The 21,255-nt window shown below is 52.3% G+C and carries 28 protein-coding genes and 1 tRNA gene; 11 read left to right on the top strand and 18 right to left on the bottom strand.

What is annotated here, in order from left to right; translation table 11 throughout:
- Window positions 1-29: 29 nt before the first annotated feature.
- Window positions 30-1,400 (top strand): cache domain-containing protein, encoded by a 1,371-nt coding sequence (locus BLV48_RS04180; RefSeq protein ID WP_091823563.1) that lies wholly within the window; start codon window positions 30-32, stop codon window positions 1,398-1,400.
- Window positions 1,397-2,047 (top strand): response regulator, encoded by a 651-nt coding sequence (locus BLV48_RS04175; RefSeq protein WP_091823560.1) that lies wholly within the window; start codon window positions 1,397-1,399, stop codon window positions 2,045-2,047. Before BLV48_RS04180 ends, BLV48_RS04175 begins: the two co-directional genes overlap by 4 nt.
- On the opposite strand, the gene BLV48_RS04170 is transcribed toward BLV48_RS04175, so the two are convergent.
- Window positions 2,041-2,877, bottom strand: coding sequence for a substrate-binding periplasmic protein (locus tag BLV48_RS04170; RefSeq protein ID WP_091823557.1), 837 nt, complete (start codon window positions 2,875-2,877; stop codon window positions 2,041-2,043). The two genes, BLV48_RS04175 and BLV48_RS04170, sit on opposite strands and share 7 nt — an antisense overlap.
- A gap of 74 nt (window positions 2,878-2,951) precedes the next feature.
- On the opposite strand from BLV48_RS04170, the gene BLV48_RS04165 reads away from it, so the two are divergent.
- Window positions 2,952-5,564, top strand: a complete 2,613-nt coding sequence (locus BLV48_RS04165; protein WP_175527575.1) for a putative bifunctional diguanylate cyclase/phosphodiesterase — start codon at window positions 2,952-2,954, stop codon at window positions 5,562-5,564.
- Window positions 5,565-5,656: 92 nt separating this feature from the next.
- Window positions 5,657-5,733 (top strand) — tRNA-Val (locus tag BLV48_RS04160).
- Between the two features lie 494 nt (window positions 5,734-6,227).
- Here BLV48_RS04160 and BLV48_RS04155 read toward each other — a convergent pair.
- The 16 genes from BLV48_RS04155 to BLV48_RS04080 form a co-directional block, all read right to left on the bottom strand.
- Window positions 6,228-7,325, bottom strand: coding sequence for a tyrosine-type recombinase/integrase (locus tag BLV48_RS04155; RefSeq protein WP_091823551.1), 1,098 nt, complete (start codon window positions 7,323-7,325; stop codon window positions 6,228-6,230).
- A 188-nt stretch (window positions 7,326-7,513) separates the two neighbouring features.
- Window positions 7,514-7,945 carry a hypothetical protein gene (locus BLV48_RS04145; RefSeq protein WP_091823545.1) on the bottom strand — a complete coding sequence of 144 codons (432 nt, stop codon included), beginning with the start codon at window positions 7,943-7,945 and terminating at the stop codon, window positions 7,514-7,516.
- Between the two features lie 40 nt (window positions 7,946-7,985).
- Complete coding sequence (locus BLV48_RS04140) at window positions 7,986-8,246, bottom strand: hypothetical protein (protein ID WP_091823542.1); 261 nt, start codon at window positions 8,244-8,246, stop codon at window positions 7,986-7,988.
- A 39-nt stretch (window positions 8,247-8,285) separates the two neighbouring features.
- Window positions 8,286-8,621, bottom strand: coding sequence for a hypothetical protein (locus BLV48_RS04135; RefSeq protein ID WP_091823539.1), 336 nt, complete (start codon window positions 8,619-8,621; stop codon window positions 8,286-8,288).
- Window positions 8,614-9,003 (bottom strand): hypothetical protein, encoded by a 390-nt coding sequence (locus tag BLV48_RS04130; RefSeq protein ID WP_091823536.1) that lies wholly within the window; start codon window positions 9,001-9,003, stop codon window positions 8,614-8,616. Before BLV48_RS04130 ends, BLV48_RS04135 begins: the two co-directional genes overlap by 8 nt.
- Complete coding sequence (locus BLV48_RS04125; protein ID WP_091823533.1) at window positions 8,987-9,286, bottom strand: hypothetical protein; 300 nt, start codon at window positions 9,284-9,286, stop codon at window positions 8,987-8,989. Before BLV48_RS04125 ends, BLV48_RS04130 begins: the two co-directional genes overlap by 17 nt.
- 67 nt (window positions 9,287-9,353) lie before the next feature.
- Window positions 9,354-9,737, bottom strand: a complete 384-nt coding sequence (locus BLV48_RS04120) for a hypothetical protein (RefSeq protein ID WP_091823531.1) — start codon at window positions 9,735-9,737, stop codon at window positions 9,354-9,356.
- Window positions 9,730-9,939, bottom strand: coding sequence for a carbon storage regulator CsrA (gene csrA / locus BLV48_RS04115; protein ID WP_091823528.1), 210 nt, complete (start codon window positions 9,937-9,939; stop codon window positions 9,730-9,732). The genes BLV48_RS04120 and csrA overlap by 8 nt, the downstream gene beginning before the upstream one ends.
- Window positions 9,933-10,310: a DUF2528 family protein gene (locus BLV48_RS04110; protein WP_091823525.1), complete on the bottom strand. Its 378-nt coding sequence runs from the start codon at window positions 10,308-10,310 to the stop codon at window positions 9,933-9,935. The genes csrA and BLV48_RS04110 overlap by 7 nt, the downstream gene beginning before the upstream one ends.
- Window positions 10,307-11,335 carry a coiled-coil domain-containing protein gene (locus BLV48_RS04105; protein WP_091823523.1) on the bottom strand — a complete coding sequence of 343 codons (1,029 nt, stop codon included), beginning with the start codon at window positions 11,333-11,335 and terminating at the stop codon, window positions 10,307-10,309. The genes BLV48_RS04110 and BLV48_RS04105 overlap by 4 nt, the downstream gene beginning before the upstream one ends.
- On the bottom strand, window positions 11,332-11,496 hold the full coding sequence (locus BLV48_RS18935; protein WP_175527574.1) for a hypothetical protein: 165 nt from the start codon (window positions 11,494-11,496) through the stop codon (window positions 11,332-11,334). Before BLV48_RS18935 ends, BLV48_RS04105 begins: the two co-directional genes overlap by 4 nt.
- A gap of 74 nt (window positions 11,497-11,570) precedes the next feature.
- On the bottom strand, window positions 11,571-14,240 hold the full coding sequence (locus BLV48_RS04100) for a toprim domain-containing protein (RefSeq protein WP_091823517.1): 2,670 nt from the start codon (window positions 14,238-14,240) through the stop codon (window positions 11,571-11,573).
- Entirely contained in the window at window positions 14,237-14,548 is a 312-nt protein-coding gene (locus tag BLV48_RS04095) for an Ogr/Delta-like zinc finger protein (RefSeq protein ID WP_091823515.1), read from the bottom strand. Before BLV48_RS04095 ends, BLV48_RS04100 begins: the two co-directional genes overlap by 4 nt.
- A 14-nt stretch (window positions 14,549-14,562) precedes the next feature.
- Complete coding sequence (locus BLV48_RS04090; RefSeq protein WP_175527573.1) at window positions 14,563-15,111, bottom strand: phage antirepressor N-terminal domain-containing protein; 549 nt, start codon at window positions 15,109-15,111, stop codon at window positions 14,563-14,565.
- 4 nt (window positions 15,112-15,115) lie between these two features.
- Window positions 15,116-15,592, bottom strand: coding sequence for a phage regulatory CII family protein (locus BLV48_RS04085; protein WP_091823509.1), 477 nt, complete (start codon window positions 15,590-15,592; stop codon window positions 15,116-15,118).
- 65 nt (window positions 15,593-15,657) lie between these two features.
- The gene (locus BLV48_RS04080; protein WP_091823506.1) at window positions 15,658-15,846 is read right to left on the bottom strand and encodes a hypothetical protein; all 189 of its coding nucleotides are present in this window, start codon (window positions 15,844-15,846) and stop codon (window positions 15,658-15,660) included.
- Between the two features lie 60 nt (window positions 15,847-15,906).
- On the opposite strand from BLV48_RS04080, the gene BLV48_RS04075 reads away from it, so the two are divergent.
- Complete coding sequence (locus tag BLV48_RS04075) at window positions 15,907-16,155, top strand: hypothetical protein (RefSeq protein WP_091823504.1); 249 nt, start codon at window positions 15,907-15,909, stop codon at window positions 16,153-16,155.
- Here BLV48_RS04075 and BLV48_RS04070 read toward each other — a convergent pair.
- Window positions 16,111-16,533, bottom strand: a complete 423-nt coding sequence (locus BLV48_RS04070) for a hypothetical protein (RefSeq protein ID WP_091823501.1) — start codon at window positions 16,531-16,533, stop codon at window positions 16,111-16,113. The genes BLV48_RS04075 and BLV48_RS04070 overlap by 45 nt on opposite strands.
- A gap of 117 nt (window positions 16,534-16,650) precedes the next feature.
- Here BLV48_RS04070 and BLV48_RS04065 point away from each other — a divergent pair, with 117 nt between their 5' ends.
- The 6 genes from BLV48_RS04065 to BLV48_RS04045 all read left to right on the top strand — a co-directional run bounded on the left by BLV48_RS04065 (window position 16,651) and on the right by BLV48_RS04045 (window position 21,247).
- On the top strand, window positions 16,651-16,998 hold the full coding sequence (locus BLV48_RS04065; protein ID WP_091823498.1) for a helix-turn-helix transcriptional regulator: 348 nt from the start codon (window positions 16,651-16,653) through the stop codon (window positions 16,996-16,998).
- Window positions 16,999-17,030: 32 nt separating this feature from the next.
- Window positions 17,031-17,429 carry a helix-turn-helix transcriptional regulator gene (locus BLV48_RS04060; protein ID WP_091823495.1) on the top strand — a complete coding sequence of 133 codons (399 nt, stop codon included), beginning with the start codon at window positions 17,031-17,033 and terminating at the stop codon, window positions 17,427-17,429.
- The gene (locus BLV48_RS04055; RefSeq protein ID WP_091823492.1) at window positions 17,416-17,889 is read left to right on the top strand and encodes a hypothetical protein; all 474 of its coding nucleotides are present in this window, start codon (window positions 17,416-17,418) and stop codon (window positions 17,887-17,889) included. The genes BLV48_RS04060 and BLV48_RS04055 overlap by 14 nt, the downstream gene beginning before the upstream one ends.
- 39 nt (window positions 17,890-17,928) lie before the next feature.
- Window positions 17,929-18,069 (top strand): hypothetical protein, encoded by a 141-nt coding sequence (locus tag BLV48_RS18930; RefSeq protein ID WP_175527572.1) that lies wholly within the window; start codon window positions 17,929-17,931, stop codon window positions 18,067-18,069.
- Complete coding sequence (locus BLV48_RS04050) at window positions 18,059-20,077, top strand: ATP-binding protein (RefSeq protein ID WP_091823490.1); 2,019 nt, start codon at window positions 18,059-18,061, stop codon at window positions 20,075-20,077. The genes BLV48_RS18930 and BLV48_RS04050 overlap by 11 nt, the downstream gene beginning before the upstream one ends.
- An 84-nt stretch (window positions 20,078-20,161) precedes the next feature.
- Complete coding sequence (locus BLV48_RS04045) at window positions 20,162-21,247, top strand: hypothetical protein (protein ID WP_091823487.1); 1,086 nt, start codon at window positions 20,162-20,164, stop codon at window positions 21,245-21,247.
- Window positions 21,248-21,255 lie beyond the last annotated feature (8 nt).

The following is a 21,255-nucleotide window of genomic DNA, read 5'->3' as shown; positions in this document are numbered from 1 at the left end:
TATTTTTCTGGCCGTGCGGGTGCAGTTCAATGCCGCTGAAGATCAAGATCCTCCTTCTTTCCATTCTTCCGATGATGCTGGTGACCTCGGCTGTTGCCTGGCTTGGCATGAATCAGGCGCGTCAGCTGTCAGAGGAAGAGATCCGGCTGTTTGAACAGCATTTGCTGGGCTCCAAGCAACGAGAACTGGAAAACTATGTCAGCCTGGCGCTGACATCCATCGCCCATATCGTTGATACGGCAGGCCCCGATGATGCCCAGGCCAAAAGTGCAGTCAAGCAGATTCTGACTGATATGACTTTCGGTGATGATCAGGACGGGTATTTCTTCGTTTACACACTTGAAGGGGTCAACCTGGTTCACCCGACACAGCCGGAGCTGGTCGGGCAGGACCTGTATGACATGCAGGACGCCCGTGGCAATTACGTGATTCGCAATTTGCTGGAGCGCGCTCGACAGGGAGGCGGCTTCCATCGCTACCTGTGGGAAAAGCCCTCCAAGCAGGCACGTGAAGAGAAAATCAGCTATGCGGTGATGTTGCCCAAGTGGAACTGGATGCTGGGAACCGGTCTGTATCTGGATGATATCAGCCGTGAGGTTGCCAAGATCCGTGCCGAGGTCAATCGTAACATTCGCAACACCTTTTTTACCGTGCTTGTCATCATGTCGGTGGCTGTGGTGTTGGTGGTCCTGTTGGGAGTTGCAATCAACCTGCATGAGAATCGTTTGGCTGACAGTCGTCTGAGGCTGCTGGCGCATCGTTCCATTCTGGCCAACGTGGCGGATCGACGTCGCTTCTCGCGGGAGTTGCATGATGGCATCAACCAGTTGATGGTATCAGTGCTGTACCGGATTGAGTTGGCGCAGCGCAAACTGAAACAGGGAAATCAGGAAGGATTGACTGACCTGGACAAGGGCTATCAGGTGCTGAATGAAGCGATTCAGGAAGTGCGTCGGATTTCTCACGACCTGAGACCGACTCTGCTGGATGATCTGGGCCTGGAGGCGGCGCTGGAAGGCTTGCTTGATCGCTTTACGGAGCGAACCGGTATCCGACTGGATCTGGATATCCGCTTGCCCGGTGGAAGGCTGCCAGAGGACGTGGAAATTACGGTCTATCGCTTGGTCCAAGAGGGTCTGACCAACGTGGAGCGACACTCAGGTGCGGGGCTGCTACGCTTACGTCTGTGGCAGCAGAGCGGTCAGCTGTGGTTGAAAATGCAGGATGATGGCTGTGGGTTTGACCCCGAGGTACTGGAGCGATTTGAAGGTATCGGTTTGCGTAACATGCGCGAACGGGTCGAATTGCTGGGTGGCGAGTTCAGGCTGGCTTCACGGCAGGGACAGGGGGCAACACTGTTGGCGGGCTTGTCCCTGCAGCAGACAGGAGGTGAGCGATGACAGACTCGATCAGGGTGCTGCTGGTGGATGACCATCCGCTGGTCATTGATGGCATTCAGGCCCGGCTGGAAAACGAGGGTGGCATCGAAGTGGTTGGACAGGCCGGCAATGGTCTTGAAGCCATCGAGCTGGTTCAGTCTCTCAAGCCGGACGTGGTGTTGATGGATGTGTCCATGCCGATCATGAATGGACTGGAGGCAACGCGTGAGCTGCGTACACGTTCACCCGAAACTCGAGTGCTGATTCTGAGCATGCATGACAACCGGGAATATATGGTACAGCTGATTCAGTCTGGTGCCCGAGGCTACATACTGAAGGATGTTTCTGCGGCCGAGATGGTGAAGGCGATTGAAACTGTTTGCCAAGGCGGTACTTACTTCAGTGCCAGTGCATCGCAGACCTTGTTCAGTCACTTCACGGACCCGGAGGCGGCGAATTCGGCAGAGGAGCCCGGGGAATTAACACCGCGGGAACGCATGGTGTTGCGACAACTGGCGGAAGGGCACAACAACAAGGAGATTGCCCGTGCCCTGTCAATTTCGGTGCGGACGGTGGAAACCCACCGTCAGAACATCAAGTCAAAGCTCAATATTCATACAGCTGCAGGCCTGGTGCGGTATGCGCTGGAACACAATCTGGTTCAGTGAGGCGGCGCGACCTCCTCTAACACAATGGGCCCAAGATCATTGGCCTCGGCTGCTTTTCTAAGGCGGCCGTCTTGTTTGATGTCACTGACAAAGCGATTCACCCGTGCCAGCCACTGGGGCTGCCCTTTGGCTACGGCATATGCGTACCGGAAGGGGCGCTCAGTCATTGATGCCGGAGGCTCAATCAGGCGAGCCCAGTCATAGAAACGAAGCACCTTGCGTGAGTAAGGGTAATCGGTGATGAATACATCCGCCATTCCTGACATGACAGCCTGCTCACGTTCTCGAGGGTCTTTAACTACCATCATGTCGGCATGTTGCAGGCTGCTGCGCATTTGAGACTCCATATAGGTTCCTTCCTGTACACAGACAATGGCGCCGGGCTGGTCAATATCACTCCACTGTTGTATGCCAGGATGCGTGCGTGTGCTGACCGCATACATCTGGCTGGCCAGGTAGGGTTCACTGTAATCGATGCGCTGGGCGCGTGCGTCCGTGATTGCTATCGAAAACATTCCGATGTCACAGGCGTCTGCTTCCAGGTCATCCATGAAACGGCCGAAATGTGTTTCGACAAACTCAAGTTCCACATCAAGGTCGCGTGCAAATTCATGCGCCAGCTCGATATCAATCCCCTCAAGACGACCCGTCTTGGGGTGGCGTGCACTGATGGAAAAGTAGTCGGGCCAGATACACACTCGCAACGTCTGTGATTGCATGATCCGGTTGAGTCGATCAGGAGAGTTCGTTTGTGCATTCAGGCCAAGGCTGGTGCACAATAGCGTCGTGAGGGCAACCCAAGAAAGGGGTAACAGTGCCTTGACCTGCATTTAACGTCTCCAGAGAGTAAGCGATGCCAAGCACTATAGCAGATGATAAACCCCGGTATAGCCTGAAGACGGGCTTGTCTGTTTTGCTGTTGGGGCTGCTGCTGATTACCACGTTGGTGGTGATGCAGTTGGTTGTCGTCAACCTGGGTACACAGCGGGCGGTAGCTGAGCTGGAAAAGGAAGCCACCCTGCTGGCACATTCGCTTGAGAGCAGTGTCACTCGAACGGTTCAGGACGTACAGGGGCGCTTGCGTTCCCTAGAGGATCTGTTGGAGCACAGTAAGGAGTTGATGCAACAACCGCTAGAACTGCAGCAGCGGATGCAGATGCTGGTTTCCATGACGCCCCAGCTGCGTGAGCTGGCAGTGCTGCAGCGACAAGAGGGTCGCTTAACCGTGTTGGCGAGCTCCGCGATAGCGCGTGATGGCAGTCATATTGAGTCCCTTGCCTGTACGGAAAGTGCCCCTGTTACAGCATTGCTGCGTTTTTCCGAGCCGCTGCCTGGGCGCTTCCTGGGCTCTGATACCGGGCCTGAGGGGGTGTATAAGCTGCCGGTATGCATGCTGTTTTCGGCCGAGGCCGGGCAGCAGACATGGCTTGTTGCAGTATTGAACCCAGATGCGTTGCGTGAGTTGTTCCGGCCGATCATTGATAACCTGCCGGCGCAGGTGCAGCTTTATCGTCATGACGGCCGAGCGCTGGTGGAGCTGCCGGTCGCTGCAAAAGGCTTTGCTGCAGCACCCGGAGAGTTGCTGGAGCTGGTGCGCCAACGTGAGTGGGGGCTGTATCACGCTGTTGAACAGCCTGACGCCAATGTAACAGCCTACCGTGCTACCTCCATGCTTCCGTTATTGTTAACGCTTACCATCGATCGTAATCAGGCGTTGGCACCCTGGTATAGAACGGTAGCGACCATGTGGTTGATAGTGGGTGTGGTGTTGGTGTTGATACTTATGGCATCAGTTCTGATCGCCTGGATGCGCTACCGCCAGTATCGTTTGATAGATGAGCTGCACTTGCTGGGCGCAGCGATCAGTACCACGGCCAATGCCGTGCTGATTACAGATAGCCGTGGCGATATTCGCTGGGTCAATCAGGCATTTACGCGCCTGACCGGCTTTGCGCCCGAAGAAGCTCTGGGGCGCACGCCAGCCATTCTCAATTCAGGTGAGCACTCGGCACTGTTCTTCAGACGCTTGTGGGACACAATTATGGCGGGTGAGGTTTGGCGTGGCGAAGTAGTCAATCATACCCGTGATGGCAAGCAGCTCATGGTTGAACAGACAATCACGCCGATCAAAAGCGGCAAAGGAAAGCTGACTCATTTTGTAGCGGTGCATGAAGATATTACCGCGCGTAGGGCGGCCGAACAGCGCTCGCTTTATCTTGCCAATCATGATCACCTGACCGGACTTCCCAATCGGCGTGAGCTGCTGTCGCGGTTGGGTCAATGGCTGCAGCCAGATGGCCCTTCCTATCTCGCGCTGCTGTATATCGATCTGGATAACTTCAAGGCGGTCAACGACACGCTTGGGCATGGCCGAGGGGATGAGTTGCTGATTGGCATGGTAACCCGGCTTAATAACCTGATTCCGCCAGGCGGGTGCCTTGCGCGCTTGGGGGGGGACGAATTTGCAATTGTGATGGTACAGGATGTGGGGCGCGAACAGGCGTCGCAACTGGCACAGAGAATAACCGATCTGTTGGCTGAACCCTTTGAGCTTGCAGGCCAGCGCTTCAGTTTGACGGCCAGTATAGGTTTGGCTCTCACGGCAAGGGGCAAAAGCGACCCCCAAACCCTGCTGCGGCAGGCTGATCTTGCACTCTATGCGGCCAAGCATGATGGGCGTAGCGTATATCGAATATTCAATGCAGAAATGGACTTTCAAGTCAGCCGAAGAGTGAATATCGAGCAGGGACTGAGACTTGCGCTGACGCGGCCTGAGCATGTTTTCAGCATGTACTACCAGCCAGTATTCGATGCCCAGACATTAAAGCCTGTAGCGGCTGAGTTGCTGCTGCGCTGGAAGACTGAAGCGGGAGAGTGGATTTCACCGGCGGAATTTATTCCGGTTGCTGAAGAAAGCGGCATGATCATTGAGCTTGGTCGCTGGCAATTGGAGCAGGTAATCGCGCGTATGGCAGACTGGGAATTGATCAACAGCAGCCGTTTTTACCTTAGTGTTAATGTATCGGCAGTACAGCTGGCGCGTGACGAAATCGCCAATTGCATGATAAGCCTACTGGATCAGTATGGTATTCCGGCGCACAAGATCACAGTGGAAGTAACCGAAACGGCAATTATCAATTTGAATGACAGGTTTGAAGCCAATCTGGCCTCCTTTGCCGCTGCCGGAATACGCCTGTCGGTAGACGACTTCGGTACCGGCTATTCATCACTTGGAAATCTTCGTAACCTGCGAGCGGACTACCTGAAAATAGATCGCAGCTTCGTGGTGGGTATTGGGCAAAACCATGGCGATGAAGAGATCATTCTGGCTATGCTGGCGTTGGCGCGAAGTCTTAACATGAAAGTGGTGGCCGAAGGGGTTGATAAAGATCATCAGCTAAGATTTTTGCAGCAGGCCGGCTGTGATCAGATACAGGGCTATCTGCTTGCCAAGCCAATGCCGGAGTCGGCTTTAATGCGTCACCTGCAACAGCATCAGACAGGCCCAGGTGGTTGAATGACTTGATGCAGGCGTATGAAAAAAAAGAAAAATACCCTCTGAGGGGCTTGCACCCAAAGTCATCATCTATATAATACGCAGCACATTTTAGGACTATAGCTCAGTTGGTTAGAGCACCACCTTGACATGGTGGGGGTCGGCGGTTCGAGTCCGCCTAGTCCTACCAAATTTGTGAAAGAAAACAGCCACTTACGTCAATGACGAAGTGGCTGTTTTTGTTTGTGGAGAAATTCTGGAGAAATTCTGGAGATATACAGTGTCCGATAAACGGATTTCTGTTGGTAATATGCGGGAGCTAATGCCTTATGGAGCGAGTCGCTTCATTTCCTTGGACCAGCGCCAGTTGCACTATAGATCCAGCCTCCTTGATTCTCTGGCCATATAGATCCTGTCGGGCTTCGTGATCCTATCGACTTAAGGTTCTGCTGTTTCAGCTCATCCAAAAGCTGAACTATTCGTTGCTCTTCATCTGGATGCTGCTTGATATGCTCTTTAATTCGCGCTTGGGCCTCTAGGTTTCCTTTTCTGGCCATCCTCGCTGTACGGATTAGCTCACAATCATTCTCGAAATCTCTCACATCGAACCTCCGATATCTCTATATTTCAAGTTACATGATAGCTAACAGTCAGCGAGTGTGGCCTTAAAGACTTCTAAGTTGATTAAATTGTTAGGTTTGCACTACACACCGTCCATTCAATGTGACGGTCGGTGTAATGGTGTGTCATCTTCAGGGTGCTGTGGCCCATCAGGGTTTGGACATACTCGTCAGAGAATCCGGCCTCCAGGTAGAGATGCCCACCCAAAGCCCGGATCTCATGGACCGTGGGCCGCTGTGCGACTGGCAGTCGCGCGATTTCGGGTACCTTGTCCCTGGCTTTGGCAAACTCTTTCGACAGGGTCTCTGGCCGTACCTGTGACCAGTGAGTCATCGACTTGCTGCGCCTGATGCGTTCTGGGCGGCGGTGGATGATGTAGGGGCTGGCAATGCCTGATTGTCGGCTGCGCTTTATCACGGCCTCCAGTGATGCACCTACTTTGATTCTCAGGTGAGCCCTGTGGCCGTGTTTCTCCGTCTTGCGCTGTATCAGGTGCAGGTGACCCTCTCTGATATCGTCGAACTTGGCCGAGCATAGGTCGCTGCGGCGCTGCAGTGTGATCAGGGCAAAATCCATGGCCACCTTGAGCCAGTCATCGGCGTGCGCATAAATCGCGTTGAACCACTCCTTGGTCAGCGGTCGGCGCTGCTTTTCGTCTGCTGCCTTTGCCAGCGTATTCTCAGCAGGGTTGGTGTCACACAGCCCCTTGGTTGCACCGAACCGGAATAGCTCCGACAGCAGGCCACGGATCTTGATGTAGGCGTTGTTCTGGAAGTTCTCATCCAGGTAGTCAGCCACCATCTTGATGCTCATAGCCTCGACCTGTTTGTCTTTCAGGTCGCGTTCCAGCCGGTTCAATCGATAGGTGGTTTCTTCCAGGGTGCGGGGCTTCAGCTTCTTGGTGGGTAGATATTCTGTCCGGTACCGCTTGATGATGTCACCGAACAGAACGCGCTGCTCGGTGACCACACGGGATACCAGATCATTAGAGGGGATCAGTAGTGCGTTCAGTTTTCGCGCTGCTGCGTTCGCTTTCTTCCGGTCAGATCCCATGCCGTGGTACTTCCCTGTTTGAGGGTGGCGGTACTTGTAGTAGCCGCCACTCTCGTGCAGGTTTGGCTCCAGATCTCGGTTTTTATCACTTCGTCTGCGTGCTGCCATTGTCTGCCAATACCTGATCAACCAATGGATCACCGGTCGATCGTCGCTCCTCTTCAACTCTTACAAACCACTTCCCGCCTATCAGTTTGGCAGGAATGTGACCATTAACGCACCACCGTTTAACCGTCGATCTGGACGGAGGGGTGGTGAATCGTTGCGTTCTCCACTCATGCAAGGGCATCAACTGTTCAATTGGCATCCCGCTGACTCCTGTGGTGGTTCTGGTAACGGCCGAACGCCTGCTGTACCTTGCGGAACAGAGCAGCGGCATCAGGGTTGTGGTCCAGCTCAGCTCGACTCTTGATGCCGCATGCCTCGCAAATGAACTCCCTGGCGTCGTCTTCAGTGTGCGTGCCATCGGGAATATCCATATTGAACTTGGCTCGGCGGCGGCGATCGAGCCAAAGGCGGAAGTCAGCACTCTGGCACAGCATGGCTGCGCTCCGTGCCAGTCGGCCGCCTTTGGTCTCGCTATCAAACCACTCTTTCAGGTGCTCAGCTTCACCAAAGATGCCGTTTTCAAACAGCTCACGGCCACGCTGCAGGCTTACACGCTTGCCGTTTTCAAAGAAGATGGGCTTACCCTTCGCCCATGATTGAGATGCAGTGTGGTAGGTCATACATCCTCCCTGTTAGCAGGTACTGCTCATAATTCTGGTGTTAGGCATCCAGCATTCCAGCTCGATATAGAGCTATGTCTAAATGATGGATGCCGTTATCAAGCTCAACACAGAACGGGCATTTACCATTTTTGCCGCCGTCCTCAACTTCCCAGCCTTGTCTTCGGGCCAGCGTGTCCAGCTCTGAGTCAGTCATCTCATGCTTGGCGTTTTCGATATATTTATCAGTGCTGCAAGTGAAGCAGTGGAGCTTCACCACCGGCTCACAGTTGTGCTCTCTAATTACATCTTTCCAGCTCATAGCTGCCTCCAGAAGCCATCTGTCGCAATAGGTCGGTGATCACATCAACCTCCGTTCCTCTGACAGGGATTCAAACCGCTGGACCAGCTGCTTCAGTGCTTTTTCATCAAAGGCGTTGCGCAGGTGCTTGCGGGCCAGATCGATCTGTTCGCGCAGGTGGCGGATGATGGATTCATCGCTCCAGTCGCCGGCGTCGAAGTCCAGCGCATCGAGCGCCAGGTACAGGGTGCATTCCAGTTGGGTGATGCGCTGGCTGTAACGGGGGATGCTCTCCAGCTGCTCAACCGCCAGGACGATATCGGTGGGCTCGTCGGTTTCGCCCTCTGCAGCCAAGCGATCGGCGAGCCGGTGCAGCCGTGTTATCAGTTCAGACATGGGAACCTCCTGTGTACCGCCGCACACCTATGAGGCCCATACATTCCATGCTATCCAGTTCGAGCATCTCTGCTCGACGACCGATGCGGTATGAATAGACCCACTTCGGAAATCCCATATAAGAAAGTCCATCTGCAATACCGATCGGTATTCGCTTTAGGTATCGCAACTTGTTCATAGCTCCAAGATCCCTAGACAATTGCGGGCACTTCGGAGCGCCAAATGGTTGAATGCCTACCTTTGGGTTGAAGTGTTCTGCATAGGCATACACAAAATCAGAGTCCAAAATATCAGCGGTACCTTTCTTCTTAATCCATTCCAAAATCCATTTGTATCGATGATGAGGTTTAACAGCAGCATCAAAATCATTTGCTTCGCGCATTTTGACCTCCTGTATACCGCAGCACGCTCATGAAGCCTGGATCTTGCGGTGTGATCATGCCGGCATCGACCGCAGCCCGAACGGCGGTGAACAGCCGCTTGGTTGTCCAAGGCTTGCCGTTCTCAGTCGGGCGCAGGTTGGCTGACAGTTCCAACCAGGTGAGCTGCCGGGTGTTGTGTGTATCGCGCACCAGGTGGGTGACGATATCGGCATCGGTGTCGGGGGCAGTGGAGGGCGGTAGGCCGCCCTCGCTGCCCAGCAGGGAAAGCTGAGCTTCAGACATTTATCGTGCCTCCTTCATTGCCAATGCTGGTAGCGCTGCTCCAGGCACAGAGGGTTCTGTTCAGTGCTCATATCTCGTCTACCTCCTCAACCCAGTTTGCGCGGGCGGCCGTCAGGATGGCTGTCAGCCGTTTGCGTTGCTGCGTGACCCAGTGTTCAAGATGCTCGGGGCACAGTTCACCGCGTTCAGCCTGGGCTAGTATGTCGGCCAGCATGATCCTGACGATTTGCGATCGCTCGCCGTTGGCGGCGTACATGCGGCAGCGTTCCAGCTCGTCGCCGCACTTCACAAACAGCTGAAGATCAGAGTGGCGATATTGGCCGCCGGGGCCGCCGAGCCAGTAGAAGCCGTCGGTCGGCTCTGGTTTCAACGTCACGCGGAACGGCTCGCCAGTGTCCTGGTCGGCGTAGTAGCTGCTGGCCGGGTGGATGCGTGCGTATAACTCAGCCATGACGCACCTCCTGCTCATCATTCTTCAGGCCCTGCATCAGCTCGCGCTGGATGCGGCGCCAGATCTCCTCGCGGTGTACCTGTACGTCTTCCGGGGCTTTGACGCCGATGCGCACTTGGTTGCCTTTAACACCCAGTACAGTTACTTCGATCTCGTCGGCGATGATGAGGGTTTCGCCTACGCGGCGGGTCAGAATCAGCATGGTGTTGCCTCCTTGCTTTCGTTAACTTTTACTTTGAAGTCCTCAGACTCAAAGGTCATCTCGTCGCAGCCTGTAAGCTCAATGCCGCAGGTGCCATCAAGTGGCACCCAGCCTTCTCGCTGTTGAAACTGGCTGCGTACTCCGTGAACATTCCACTCAATGGATTCAATAATCGCGGTCTGCGCGAAGAGCAGCAGCCAGGCCTCTTGCACGTCACCTTCGCAATCCTCGATCATTTCCTGGCCACCACCTCGGAACAAAAGCATTTCACGCAAGGTATCCAGTGTTTCCGAGTCCTGCTGAATGCGCAGGGTGGCTTCCCAGCCGCTCCAGTCATGGCTCACAGTGAATGTCTTGTATCCAGCGTTCATACCGCACCCCCAAAAAATGCCTGGTGAAAGGCCAACACCTCACCCGCGATCGCTTTCGGTACCGGGCGGATCTTCGGCGTGATCAGTTCACTGCCTTCAACGCGCACGGTCTGGCTGACCTCATTCTCAGTGTCGAGCAGCTGGTACCAGCCATCCTTCGGGCAGGTGAACAGTTCCCAGCGGCCGACGCGGCCGGGTTCGAAGATCCGATCGGGCTTTAGCTCCTGCACGGCGTTGGCCTGTGCGATCGCTTTATCCAGGGCGATGTCCAGCTGCCGGTTCTTCTTGGCCAGCTGGTGGTTGCGGGTGCGCATCTTCTGGGCACCTGCAACGGCTTCGGTACGTTTCTTCTGCAGCCGCTTCACCTGCGCCTTGAGGCGGTCGGGCTCCATTTCGCGCAGGCGTTTCACCTCGGCCTCGGCGGCTTTCAGCTTCTCCTGAGTTTTGGTCAGTACACGGGCGTTGGCGTTGTCCTGGATGATGAGCCGTTCGATCTCGCCCTGTAGTCTCTCCTTGTCGTCGGCCAGCTGGTTGCCGGCCTTCTCGAACTCGTCGCGGGTGTCCTTCAGTTGCTGGCATTCCAGCTGCAGGCTGCACACCTTCTGGTGTAGCTCAGCAGTGGTTCCACGCAGTTTGGCGAGGAAAGGTTCAGCAATGGTGCGCAGTTCCGCTTCGTCCAGCTGCTGGATATCGCCGCAGATGAACATCACATTCTTCAGGCCCATGTCGCGTACTGACTGTGCAAGCTGGCTCATGAGTTCGTAGCTACCATCCGGTGTTTGCAGTACATCACCATCCTGAAGCTGAAGCTTGTTGATGACCGCATCGCGCAGCGTCTGCACGCGCTTGAGACTTTCGGCGCCACGTTCCAGGCTCAGCTTCTGCTCGTTGGACATGAACGCCAGCTGCTCCTCAAGCTCTTTGATCCGCTCCTCCCGCAGGGCAATCTCGAACGACTCCAGACGGCTGGCTTGCTCGGCCAGTGATGGCTCGGGGCGGTTGTTCAATGACAGTCGGGCGTTCATGGGCGGTCTCCTTTGCGGGGCAGTTCCAGGGCCTGTGCGCGGCGGGCGCGGATGCGGCGGTTGAGTTTTTCGAGCGCGGACGGTGGCAGCTCCCGCAGGATCTGCATTGCGATCGCGCGCCCCAGGGCGTTAGAATCAAAGGCGTTGGTGTTTGCTTTCATGTGCTTACTCCTTCATGGCTCCCGGATGCTTGGCGGTATCGGGAGCCGCTTCATTTCAGGCCGTTCGGCCCGGTTCAATCTCGATCAAATATCCAGCACTTCACGGTCTTTTCCTGCTCGGTGATCTTGCTGCGTACCGAGCGGTTGGATTCAATAAACTTGCGGGTCTTACTGGTGCGCAGCAGGTGTTTCAGCGTGCGCATATCGGGTGCGCGCAGTTTGAACTCGCCACACCAGCGTTCGAATTCCTTCAGGTTCACGGCAATCTGTTTGGCATCGGGGCCGTAGTGGTTCAGCTTGGGTTTGCTGCTGTCGCCGGTGCCTTCGATGTAGTCGAACGCCTCCCAGAACTCCGTCACCATCGGGTGGTCTGCATTCAGGGCGGCCTGGCGTTCCTTGGCCATCTGCACTACAAACTGACGCGCCTCGGCGATGATCGGCTCTGGCAGCAGGCCAAGGCCCTTTTCGCCCAGGCAATCCACCAGGGCCATCAGCTGGCCGTGGTTTTTGGCGATACGTACCATGCGTACCTCCTCAAGGCTCAGCAGCCACGCTTCGTAATGTGCGCAGGCCTTGTCGAAGATCTCCATCAGCTGCTGCTCGGCCCGAGTGGCTTGCAGCAGGAAACCGCTGACTTGCTCCATAGGCACGCGCTCCAGCCACTCGGCGGCCACTTTGGTCTGCGGGGTTTGGCGTTCGCGGGTAAGGGTAATGTGCAGGATACGGCTAAGGATCGCTTCACTGGCTTCGACCTGCGCGTTCTGGCTGATCACAATTGCACCACGAAATGGCGGTTCGCGTGTTTCGCTGCCGGCGGTTTTAACGCCGAGGCTACGAATGGCACGTCCGTTGTAGGCGGTTTTCAGCTCGTCCCAGTCGAACTGCCCCGCTTTGCTTTTGTCGATGCTTTCGCGGTCAGCCTCGATCAGTACCACTGGCAGATTGCTGACCTGCTCAAACTGGCGGTAACGGCCCACCCTGGTTGCTTTGCTGGGATCAAACCCCTCGTAATCTTCACGGCCTAACAACTTCCACATGAATTCAAGCAGAGTGGATTTACCGGCCCCGGCTTCGCCTACCAGCTCAAAGAAGGGGTAGGACTTGTGTGCGGCACGGATCTGTTCCGCAAACACGCTGCCCAGCCAAAAGGCGCTTGCCACCACCCCGGCACTGCCAAACGCCTGTGACACCTGGCTGGCCCAGTGCGGGTTGTACTCGCTGGTATCGGTGTTAACGTAGATCTCGGGTGCTGGTGCCAGCGTCTTGATCGATAACTTGCCGAACTGAAAAAAGTCTTCATCGTTGATTGCCACGTTTTTTCCATCCTTTATTGCTTGCTCAGTGAACAGATACACGCTGTGTTCCTTGGTGTAGCCGATGTAATCAATGGTCTCGACGGTGCGCAGACCAATCATTTGATCGTGCACAATGCGGTCGAGCTGTTTGGTGCTGCCGGTGAACTGGGCACCTTTGATGTTCATCAGGCGGTTTTTGAACTCGCCTGCAGTGGTGATCTGTTTGGGTGTCATGGCGAGCTGGTGGACCGCCTCATCCGGTGTCTCAATGCGGTAGTAATAGGCGCTTTCGTCCGTGGTCTGGTTGCGCTGGAAATACAGCGGGCGTGGCACGGCGTTGCAGATGTGGGTTAGTACACCGGCGTTTTTCAGGGCTCCTTCGCGCTCCTCTGGTGTGAGGCTTGTAGCGTTTTCGGCATCACACATCCGCATCTCGCGGTCATAGGCATTCATGTCCAGCTTCCACCACCAAATCTTGCCGGCAAAATCAAACCAGAACTCGCGCTGTTCGCGTTGGTTGTACATCAATAAGGCTTTCTCGCCGGGGCTCTTGGCCAGCAGCAAATCCCCGTGATAGCGGTACTTGTCCAGATCCTTCGTGCCCAGGCGGTCCAGCTGCAGCAGGTCGTTCCAGTCGTAGCGGCGGCCATCCATCATCGGGATTTGTGCCGCTTCGCACGTCCAGCCACCGGCCTCGGCACGGTCGCGGTGCTTCAGCGTGGCCTTGCGGCCGGCGTGATCACCATCCTGTGCCCACACCAGCGTGGGCAGCTTGCCGCCGGCGGGGACTTCTTTGCGGATCGATTCCAGCAGCTGGTCGATATAGTTGGCCGAGCTGAGGTTCGACACCGCCGTAATGCCCACATGCATCAGCGCGATCGCGTCGAAGATGCCCTCGGTAATCCAGATCTCTTTCGCCTCGGCCAGCTCTTTCACGCTTAGGATCGGCGGCACCCAGGCCTGCCCCTTATAGGCACCGATAATGCGTGCCTTTTGTTTGCCGAAGCGCTGCGGCTTATCCAGCAGGCGTTCCCAGTGGCCGTTGGGCAGGGCGAAGCGCACAGTGGTGGTGCCCTGGTTAATGGTGTGGTCGTGGTAGAACTCTTGGGTGTACCAGCCACGGATGCGCATCAGGTCAAAGCCGCGGCCGTCGCGCAGGTAACCGTCTGCCACGGCAGTGGGGTTGGCCTGCCGCTCGGCTTCATCCTTCGGGGTGTAGCGCTCTGTCCAGCTCTCGAACAGTTCGGGGAACAGGTCTTTTACATGGTGCTGGGCACCGCAGCGGTTCTCGCGGCCGCATTTGATCATCCAGGGAGCGTCCGCATTGGTGAACGCTTCAGGCTGGTTGCAAGTGGGGCACTCGATCTTGCTGATGTAGTGCTTAACCACCTTGCCCTTTAGCTGCTTTTCCAAGCGGCTAACGATGTCGTCACGCAGTTGTGGGTTCATACCTGCTCGCCTTGTACTGCATCGTCCTGGAGGAGGTCGTCTATATCCATCTGCTTGCTGTTTTCGCGCTCGATCGCCGCTTGGCGAATGGCCGCGTCAGCCAGTGGCAGGTCGATCTCGGGGTTGGGGCAGCCTGATGGACTCATTGAGTGGGTAATCTCCATCTGGCCACGGAACGTCGCGCCACAGCCCACGTTGGTGCATTGCAAATAAGTGGACCGCAGCAGGGGATGCATGGCCACTGAGTTGCGCACACGCAGGCCGTGATGGCAGTGCGGGCACCGGAGTTTGTAGACGCTTCCGCTCATGGTGGAACTCCTTGTTAAACGTCCAGGCCCTGCTGATTGCCGATAGGTATCTCGATGGCGAAGGCCGCATTCGCCTTCTGGGCGGCGATGCGCTTGATGGTCGGATCTTTGATGCGGTCGATCTGAGAGAGGGTGTTGATCAGCTGACGTGCATCCTGGCTTTCTTTGATGGCGAAGCCGTCTGTTTCGTAGTGGTGCAGGGCGTCATCCCATTCGGAGTGCTTGGCTTCCAGCCAGTCGGCGGCTTCGTGGTTGCCCATACCGCGAATTTTGAGGGGGTTAATTATGTTCAGAAAGGCCGTTACTCGGTCGACTCTGATGCAGTACTGTGCCTTTTCACCCTGTGATTCAGGATTCTGGTAGGGCTTAACCCCTACCAGAAGTAGACCCAGCCTGTTAGTGAGGTACTCGTTATCTTTTATCTTGCGGCGCTGCGATACCCAGTCCAGACCGATCTGATCTGAGATCGGTTTCAACGGCACACGCTTATAACCGTCTTCACAGTCGATCACCGGCAGGATGGCATCACCAAAGGCGATGGAAATATGGATAGGGCTTTTCATGGCGTTACTCCTCAAACTGGCGGGCGGTTTCGGATACATGCTGGGCGGCCTGATTCAGGCGCATAAAGCGTTCATTGAGGCGAGCACGTTCCTCGGCGTCGATCTTGCCGTCGGCCAAGGCGTCTTCCAGCTCCTCGATAACCGCTACTGAACGGCTCATCAGGCAGGTACTGCTGCTGAGTACATCAAGGTCAGCCGGTGCGGTGGGCACCTCATCGGGGCGGAACCATACGGCGTCACCCTCGGCACCCAATGCATCAAGAATGCGGGCATCTTTGGTAATGCGCAGGATGTGTGCGGCCTCTTCCAGTGTGAGCAGGTGGGTGTCCACATTGGGGTTCAGCTTTTTCTGCAGCGTGCCCAACGGTTTGTTGAGCAACGATGCCAATACCGGCAGGCCACCGGGGTAGTCATGGGCCGCGTGGTAGCAGGCCATCAGCGGGCTGAGAATGCCGCCGTGGTCGGTGTGTCGCTTTTTCATGGGTATGTCCTCATGCCTGTTTATCGGGACAAGGCCCCGTGGCAGACGTGGGTAGTGGCCGTAGGTTAAGAGGCAGCAGACTGCCTGGCTTCGAGGGCTTCGCCGACCAGCAGGCGTCCCATGCTGGACATGGAGCGCACTTCACCTGAAGCCAACGCTTCTACTTGGGCGAACTCTTCAGGCTTAAGCATGACGGTCAGCGGCAGGTGGTTGCCACGTTTGGGTTTGCGATGACTGGCAGTGGTGGCTTTCATGGGTATAATCCTATTAACTGTTAATAACGGTTATGAACGGCCAAAGGCCAAGGAGCTGGTATGTCGAAGAAACAGAAGCGTTTGTTCCCTCGCCTGAGCGTGATGGACACGGGCGGTTTGGGTGACAACCTGTATGCCGCTGCGCAAGACGTTGAAGAGGTGCTGTTGGCCGGTGGAGCCGTGCCGGGTGAGGATTACACCCGGCTTGACCTGCTGAACCTGGTACAGCCTTTTGTGCGCGATGCAGTACGTGGGTTTGAGTCATCAACGCAGCCCTGGTCCTTTTCGGCTGATGAGGTCAACAAATGATGACCGGCCACCGGGGTACTGATCTGGCAGCAGTTGGCTCTCCAGCTGGTCCAGGGCCTCGGACTCACGCTCAAACAGGTTGTCGAGCAGGTCATCTAGCTGGCCCCAAACTTGATCAATGCCGATCTTTATTTGGTCTTCGTCAGATGTTTTCTGGCATAGCTTGATAACCAGTTGAGGTAAGTACTCAGCGCAGATCTGTGCTTTGAGGTTGGCGAGTTTCATCCGCGCACGTATCGGTGCGTTGTGAGCTTCAGCTTTTTTCAGGTTGTCATAGGCGGCTTGCTCTTTTGGTGGCAGCAGGCCTTTGCTGGCCGCAGCGGCCCGCGTCATACGCATGGCGGCTGGATCAAAAGTGTCGGCTGTGTTGGTGTTCATGATTGTTCGTCCTTTACTTGGCGGTTAGGGCGATGGGTAACGGTTAATAACCGTTCATGTAGGTAATGATGGTGAAGATTTCTTCACGCGTCAATAGATTGGTGTGAAAAACTTTTCATGAGTGATCTTGGCAGTCGTTTGAAACAGGAGCGTGAAGCTCAAGAGTTGAGCCAGCCTGACTTAGCTCAACTGGTCGGCACGACCAGACGAACGGTTATCGCGTGGGAAAAAGGTGACTCATCACCAACGGGTGTGCAACTTTCTTCACTGGCAAAAAACGGCTTCGATGTGCTCTACATCTTGACCGGTGAGCGGGCTGGTGAACCGGAGCCATTGAAACCCGACGAATCAGCATTGCTGGACAACTACCGCCACCTCTGTGACGAACAGCGCGAGGCGGTCTTCAGAGTCAGCGAGGTGATGTCCGCTGGCACCAAACAGGAAAAAAATTTCAGCCAGGGCTGAACATTTGATGTAACCAAAAAAGGAATGACGACATGGAACAGGGACGTTCTAAGACAGCAGTAGCACACGCCATCACTGAACGGTTTGCAGAAGAGATCAGCAAACTGGAACTCAGCATCGCTGAGATCGCCAGGCGTATCGATGTGAAGAAATACCGAATTCACGATGTATTGAGCTTTAAGCAACGCCTACCGACAGACCTTTTGGCACGCGCTGCCAGCCTGGGAATTGATGTCAATTATGTACTGACAGGCGTAAAGCCCGCGCTGAGCAGCCGTGAGGCGGCTTTAATTCAGAACTACCGCAGCGCCAGTTCGCAACAAAAAGACCACCTCGAAGCGGCTTTCAATGTGCTTGCGGAACCGCACAGACCGCGTCTCGTGAAACCAGAATCCAAAACAGTAAAGGAGTGCCGTTATGGCCATGGCTAAGTGTAAGGAATGTAAACAGGAAGTATCGAGCAAAGCCAAAGTGTGCCCGCATTGTGGGGTGAAAAACCCGACGATAACGGCCAAAGACCAGTTTGTTGGCGCGATTATTTTGGTCGTGATCATTGCAGGTTTATGGATATGGCTGAGCGGCGATAGTGAGCCAGAAAAGGCACCTGATCAGATAGCCGCTGAAAAGACTGAGCCTCAGCCAAGTCAGGCTAAAACCCTTAAGGGTGGCTATGGCGCCTGTATCTCAGAAGACCTATTTGATCAGCTGACCAGTGCGGCTGTTAATAATGATGAAAGGGCTATCAACTATCTGATGAGCAACGGGTGCCTGATGACAAAAGCCGGTGTCCCGATCTCTGTACTCGATACATCGTGGGGGACTGCCAAGGTCCGTGCTTACGTTGGTGATCAGGCGGTTGTTCTGTGGACGAACATCGAAAACATACAGTAACAGGCTTTCTTCAACACCTTGAACTGTCGGGGCGCTGATATGACCGACACGCAGGTTGTGACCATCACCTATACCGACCTCGGCGGGAACACCATCTCGAAGCGGTTGGCGATGCGTATGCGTAATAACCTCACGAGCAATATAAAAACCAAACCAAAAGTGGATGCACATGGAAATTAAAGTATTTCAAGGTGATGCAAACATTACTGATGTGGGTATTAAAAACCTATTCTCAGGGAAACGTAATGACCCTGTGTATGCACTTGTGGAGCTGGTTGCCAACGGATTTGATGCAGGTGCTACAAGAGTAGACGTAAAAATAAATTGGAATGACGCGCATGGTTTAGAGTCTGTCACAGTTCTTGATAATGGACATGGGATAGATACTGAGAAATGCGATGAGCATTTTGGAAGATTTAATGAGTCAAGCAAGGTTGATGACGATGACACGCAAGGTTCACAGGGCCGTGGTCGCGTTTCGTTTCATTTACTATGCGATTTGGCTCAGTGGTTTACCCGTTGTAATGGGGTGGATGCCTGCCTAAAAATTGAAAGTTCTAATGTTCGTCACTACGAAGGTAAATTTTTAGAAGAAAAGGAGCAGCATGCTCTTTTATATGACTGCCAGAATGGAACATGTGTTGAGCTAAGCCGTTTCCATAAAAATCTTCCGAGTGCTGAAGAGATAATAAAGCGTTTTTCTTATGAGTTTGGTTGGCGGCTTTTGCTTAATAATGAAGGTCGTAGTTTGTTTGTTAATGGTAGTGAAGTACCTATCCCACCATATGAAAAAGAAAGGCATGTTTTAAAAATAGATGACTATGATTTTGTTATCGATTTTGTCCGGTGGATAAAGAAGCCAGGTGAAGAGAAATCTTATAATTATCTAGTAAATAATAGTGGTCGAATTGTACATAGAGAATATAGTAAATTTAATAATAAAGCATCTTTCCATCTAAGTACTTACTCTTCATCTATTTGGAATGAATACTTCAATAAACATGGTGGTATGAATTTTGATCATGACGTTGATGCAAGCCCGACGACCCCTGTCTATCGTAAATTAAGATCTGAGATTGAAGCTAAGGGCCGCGAGATATATGATAATTTCTTGCGTAGAATGGCAGATCAGAAAATGGATGAGTTTGAGGAGAAAGGATATTTCCCAAGTTATAAAAAGCTTGATTCGTCATATGCAGAGTGGAGGAAGAAAAATACTCGCAACACTCTTAAAGAAATATATTATGCAGACCCGACTATATTTAATAATATAAAGTCAAAGCAGATTAAAATTATAATTGGATTGCTTGATAAAGTTCTTGTTTCCAACGAAAATGATGCTTTGTTAGATGTTCTTGAAGGCGTTATTAAATTGGAGCCTGAAAAAATGGAGCAGTTTGCTGATCATATCAGAAAAAGCTCGCTCGATAACATTGTAAGTACTATTGAAACGCTCAGTAAACGTGAGAGCATTATCAATGCACTAAAGTATGTTATGGAGGAGCAATATAAAGAAATACTGGAAACGCCTGATCTCCAGAAAGTGATAGAAGCTAATACTTGGCTTTTTGGTAATAAGTACACAATCATAGGTGCAGAGGAAGATGACTTCTATAAGACTTCGAAAGCACTCCGAGATAAAGTGGAAGGTATAAATTTTATTGACGAAAGTGACCTTGATAAAAGTGATCTCTTGTCGGAAGGATTTGATATAGAAGGTATGCGTGGTCAAGTAGACCTATTCCTTGCGAGAAAAAATATAGAGTTTGATACGAATGGTCGAGAATATTTCAAGGCAACTATTATTGAAATAAAAAGGCCGATTGTTTCACTTAATGATAAACACCTTGATCAGATTAAAAGGTATGCCAAAGTTATTAGTCAGTGCTCAGGATTCGACGCAAATAATCTAAAGTTTGATATTATTCTGGTTGGCAGAAAAATATCTGAAAAGTCTTTTGATATACCAAATTCATTAAAATCATGTGAGAAAGAAAATGATCCGGGTAGAGTATATATAACTTCTGACGAACGCATTAAATGTTACGTGAAGACTTGGGCTAGTATTTTTAATGAGTTTGAGTTATCCAATAGCTATCTTTTAAGAAATCTCAAAATGAAAAGGGACGTGCTTGAGGGTAAAGCAGGAAAAGAAGTTATAGCTGATGCTCAAGTTTCTATTCATTAATAAATCAATTGGCCACATGGCTTAGCTTAGTTAGCCATAAATACTCGTATGTAAGTTGATGTGAAAATAATTTAAGGACTGATAATGGATGATGAGTTTGAGTTCTTTTCGAAGCAAGAAAATAGAACAGTTCTTAATTCATTTAGAACTAGACTTGATATGTATTCGGAAAGCGATGAGTTTGCTAAAACAAGAAATTCTTATATTAGGCTTGTTGTCAATGCAATATCAAGAAACCCTAAGGAGTGGGATAGAAATTGCGAAATAAATATAAGCTGGATGGGTGAGCATTTCATCGATGAAATATCTGGAGATATTGATTTCTCAGATAAAAACAAAATGGATATTATCTTTTCCATATGTTTTAGGCTTGTTTTTGAATATTACCTTTCTGTTAAAAATGAACTATCGAATGACTTTAATAGGCTTAAAGATTTTGCTTTGAATAATATTGGTTTTTTTTCAGATGATGCAAGGTTTCAAATTGATTATGCATTCAGAGATATGCCTGTTGCAATATTTAAAGATATTGCAAATAGCGAATCCATTCAGAGTATAAGAAATCTTCATCAAGTCTCTGAATATGTGAAGAATACAATTGATAAATTTTCAAAAGAACTGGCTGCTAAAGAAAAAAGAGTGTCTGATCTTCAGGAATCATTATCAAAATATGAGTCAGCTTTTAACTTTGTTGGTTTGTATGAGGGGTTTGACGAGCTGTCAAAGGAAAAGAAAAAGGAAAAGCTCAACTTGTTTCGTGCGCTTTTGGCATCTGGTTTTTTTTGTTTGCTGCCATTTTTGTGTGAAGTTTTATTTATATATAAAAACTGGATCAATCTGGATATTTACATAAAGGCAGTCGCATTGTCCTTTATTCCTATGATCTCGATCGTAGCAATAAGTATTTATTTCTTTAGGGTGATATTGCATAGCTATAAAGGAGTCAGAGCACAGCTTCTACAGATTGAAATACGAAAAACGCTATGTAGATTCATTCAGAACTACAACGAATATTCATTTGACCTGAAATCACGTAATTCGGCTGCATTGGAAAAGTTTGAAAATATAATATTCGCGCCCATAGTGTCCGATGAAGAGAACCTACCGAGTGCTTTTGATGGATTAGAACAGCTTGGGAAAATTTTTCAGTCAGTTAAGAAAGGTGGGTAAAGTAACAT

The organism is Marinobacterium iners DSM 11526 (assembly GCF_900107855.1).
Taxonomy (GTDB): Bacteria; Pseudomonadota; Gammaproteobacteria; order Pseudomonadales; family Balneatricaceae; genus Marinobacterium; species Marinobacterium iners.
The sequence above is the reverse complement of the archived record's forward strand: the minus strand, read 5'-3'. Positions and strand labels throughout refer to the sequence as shown.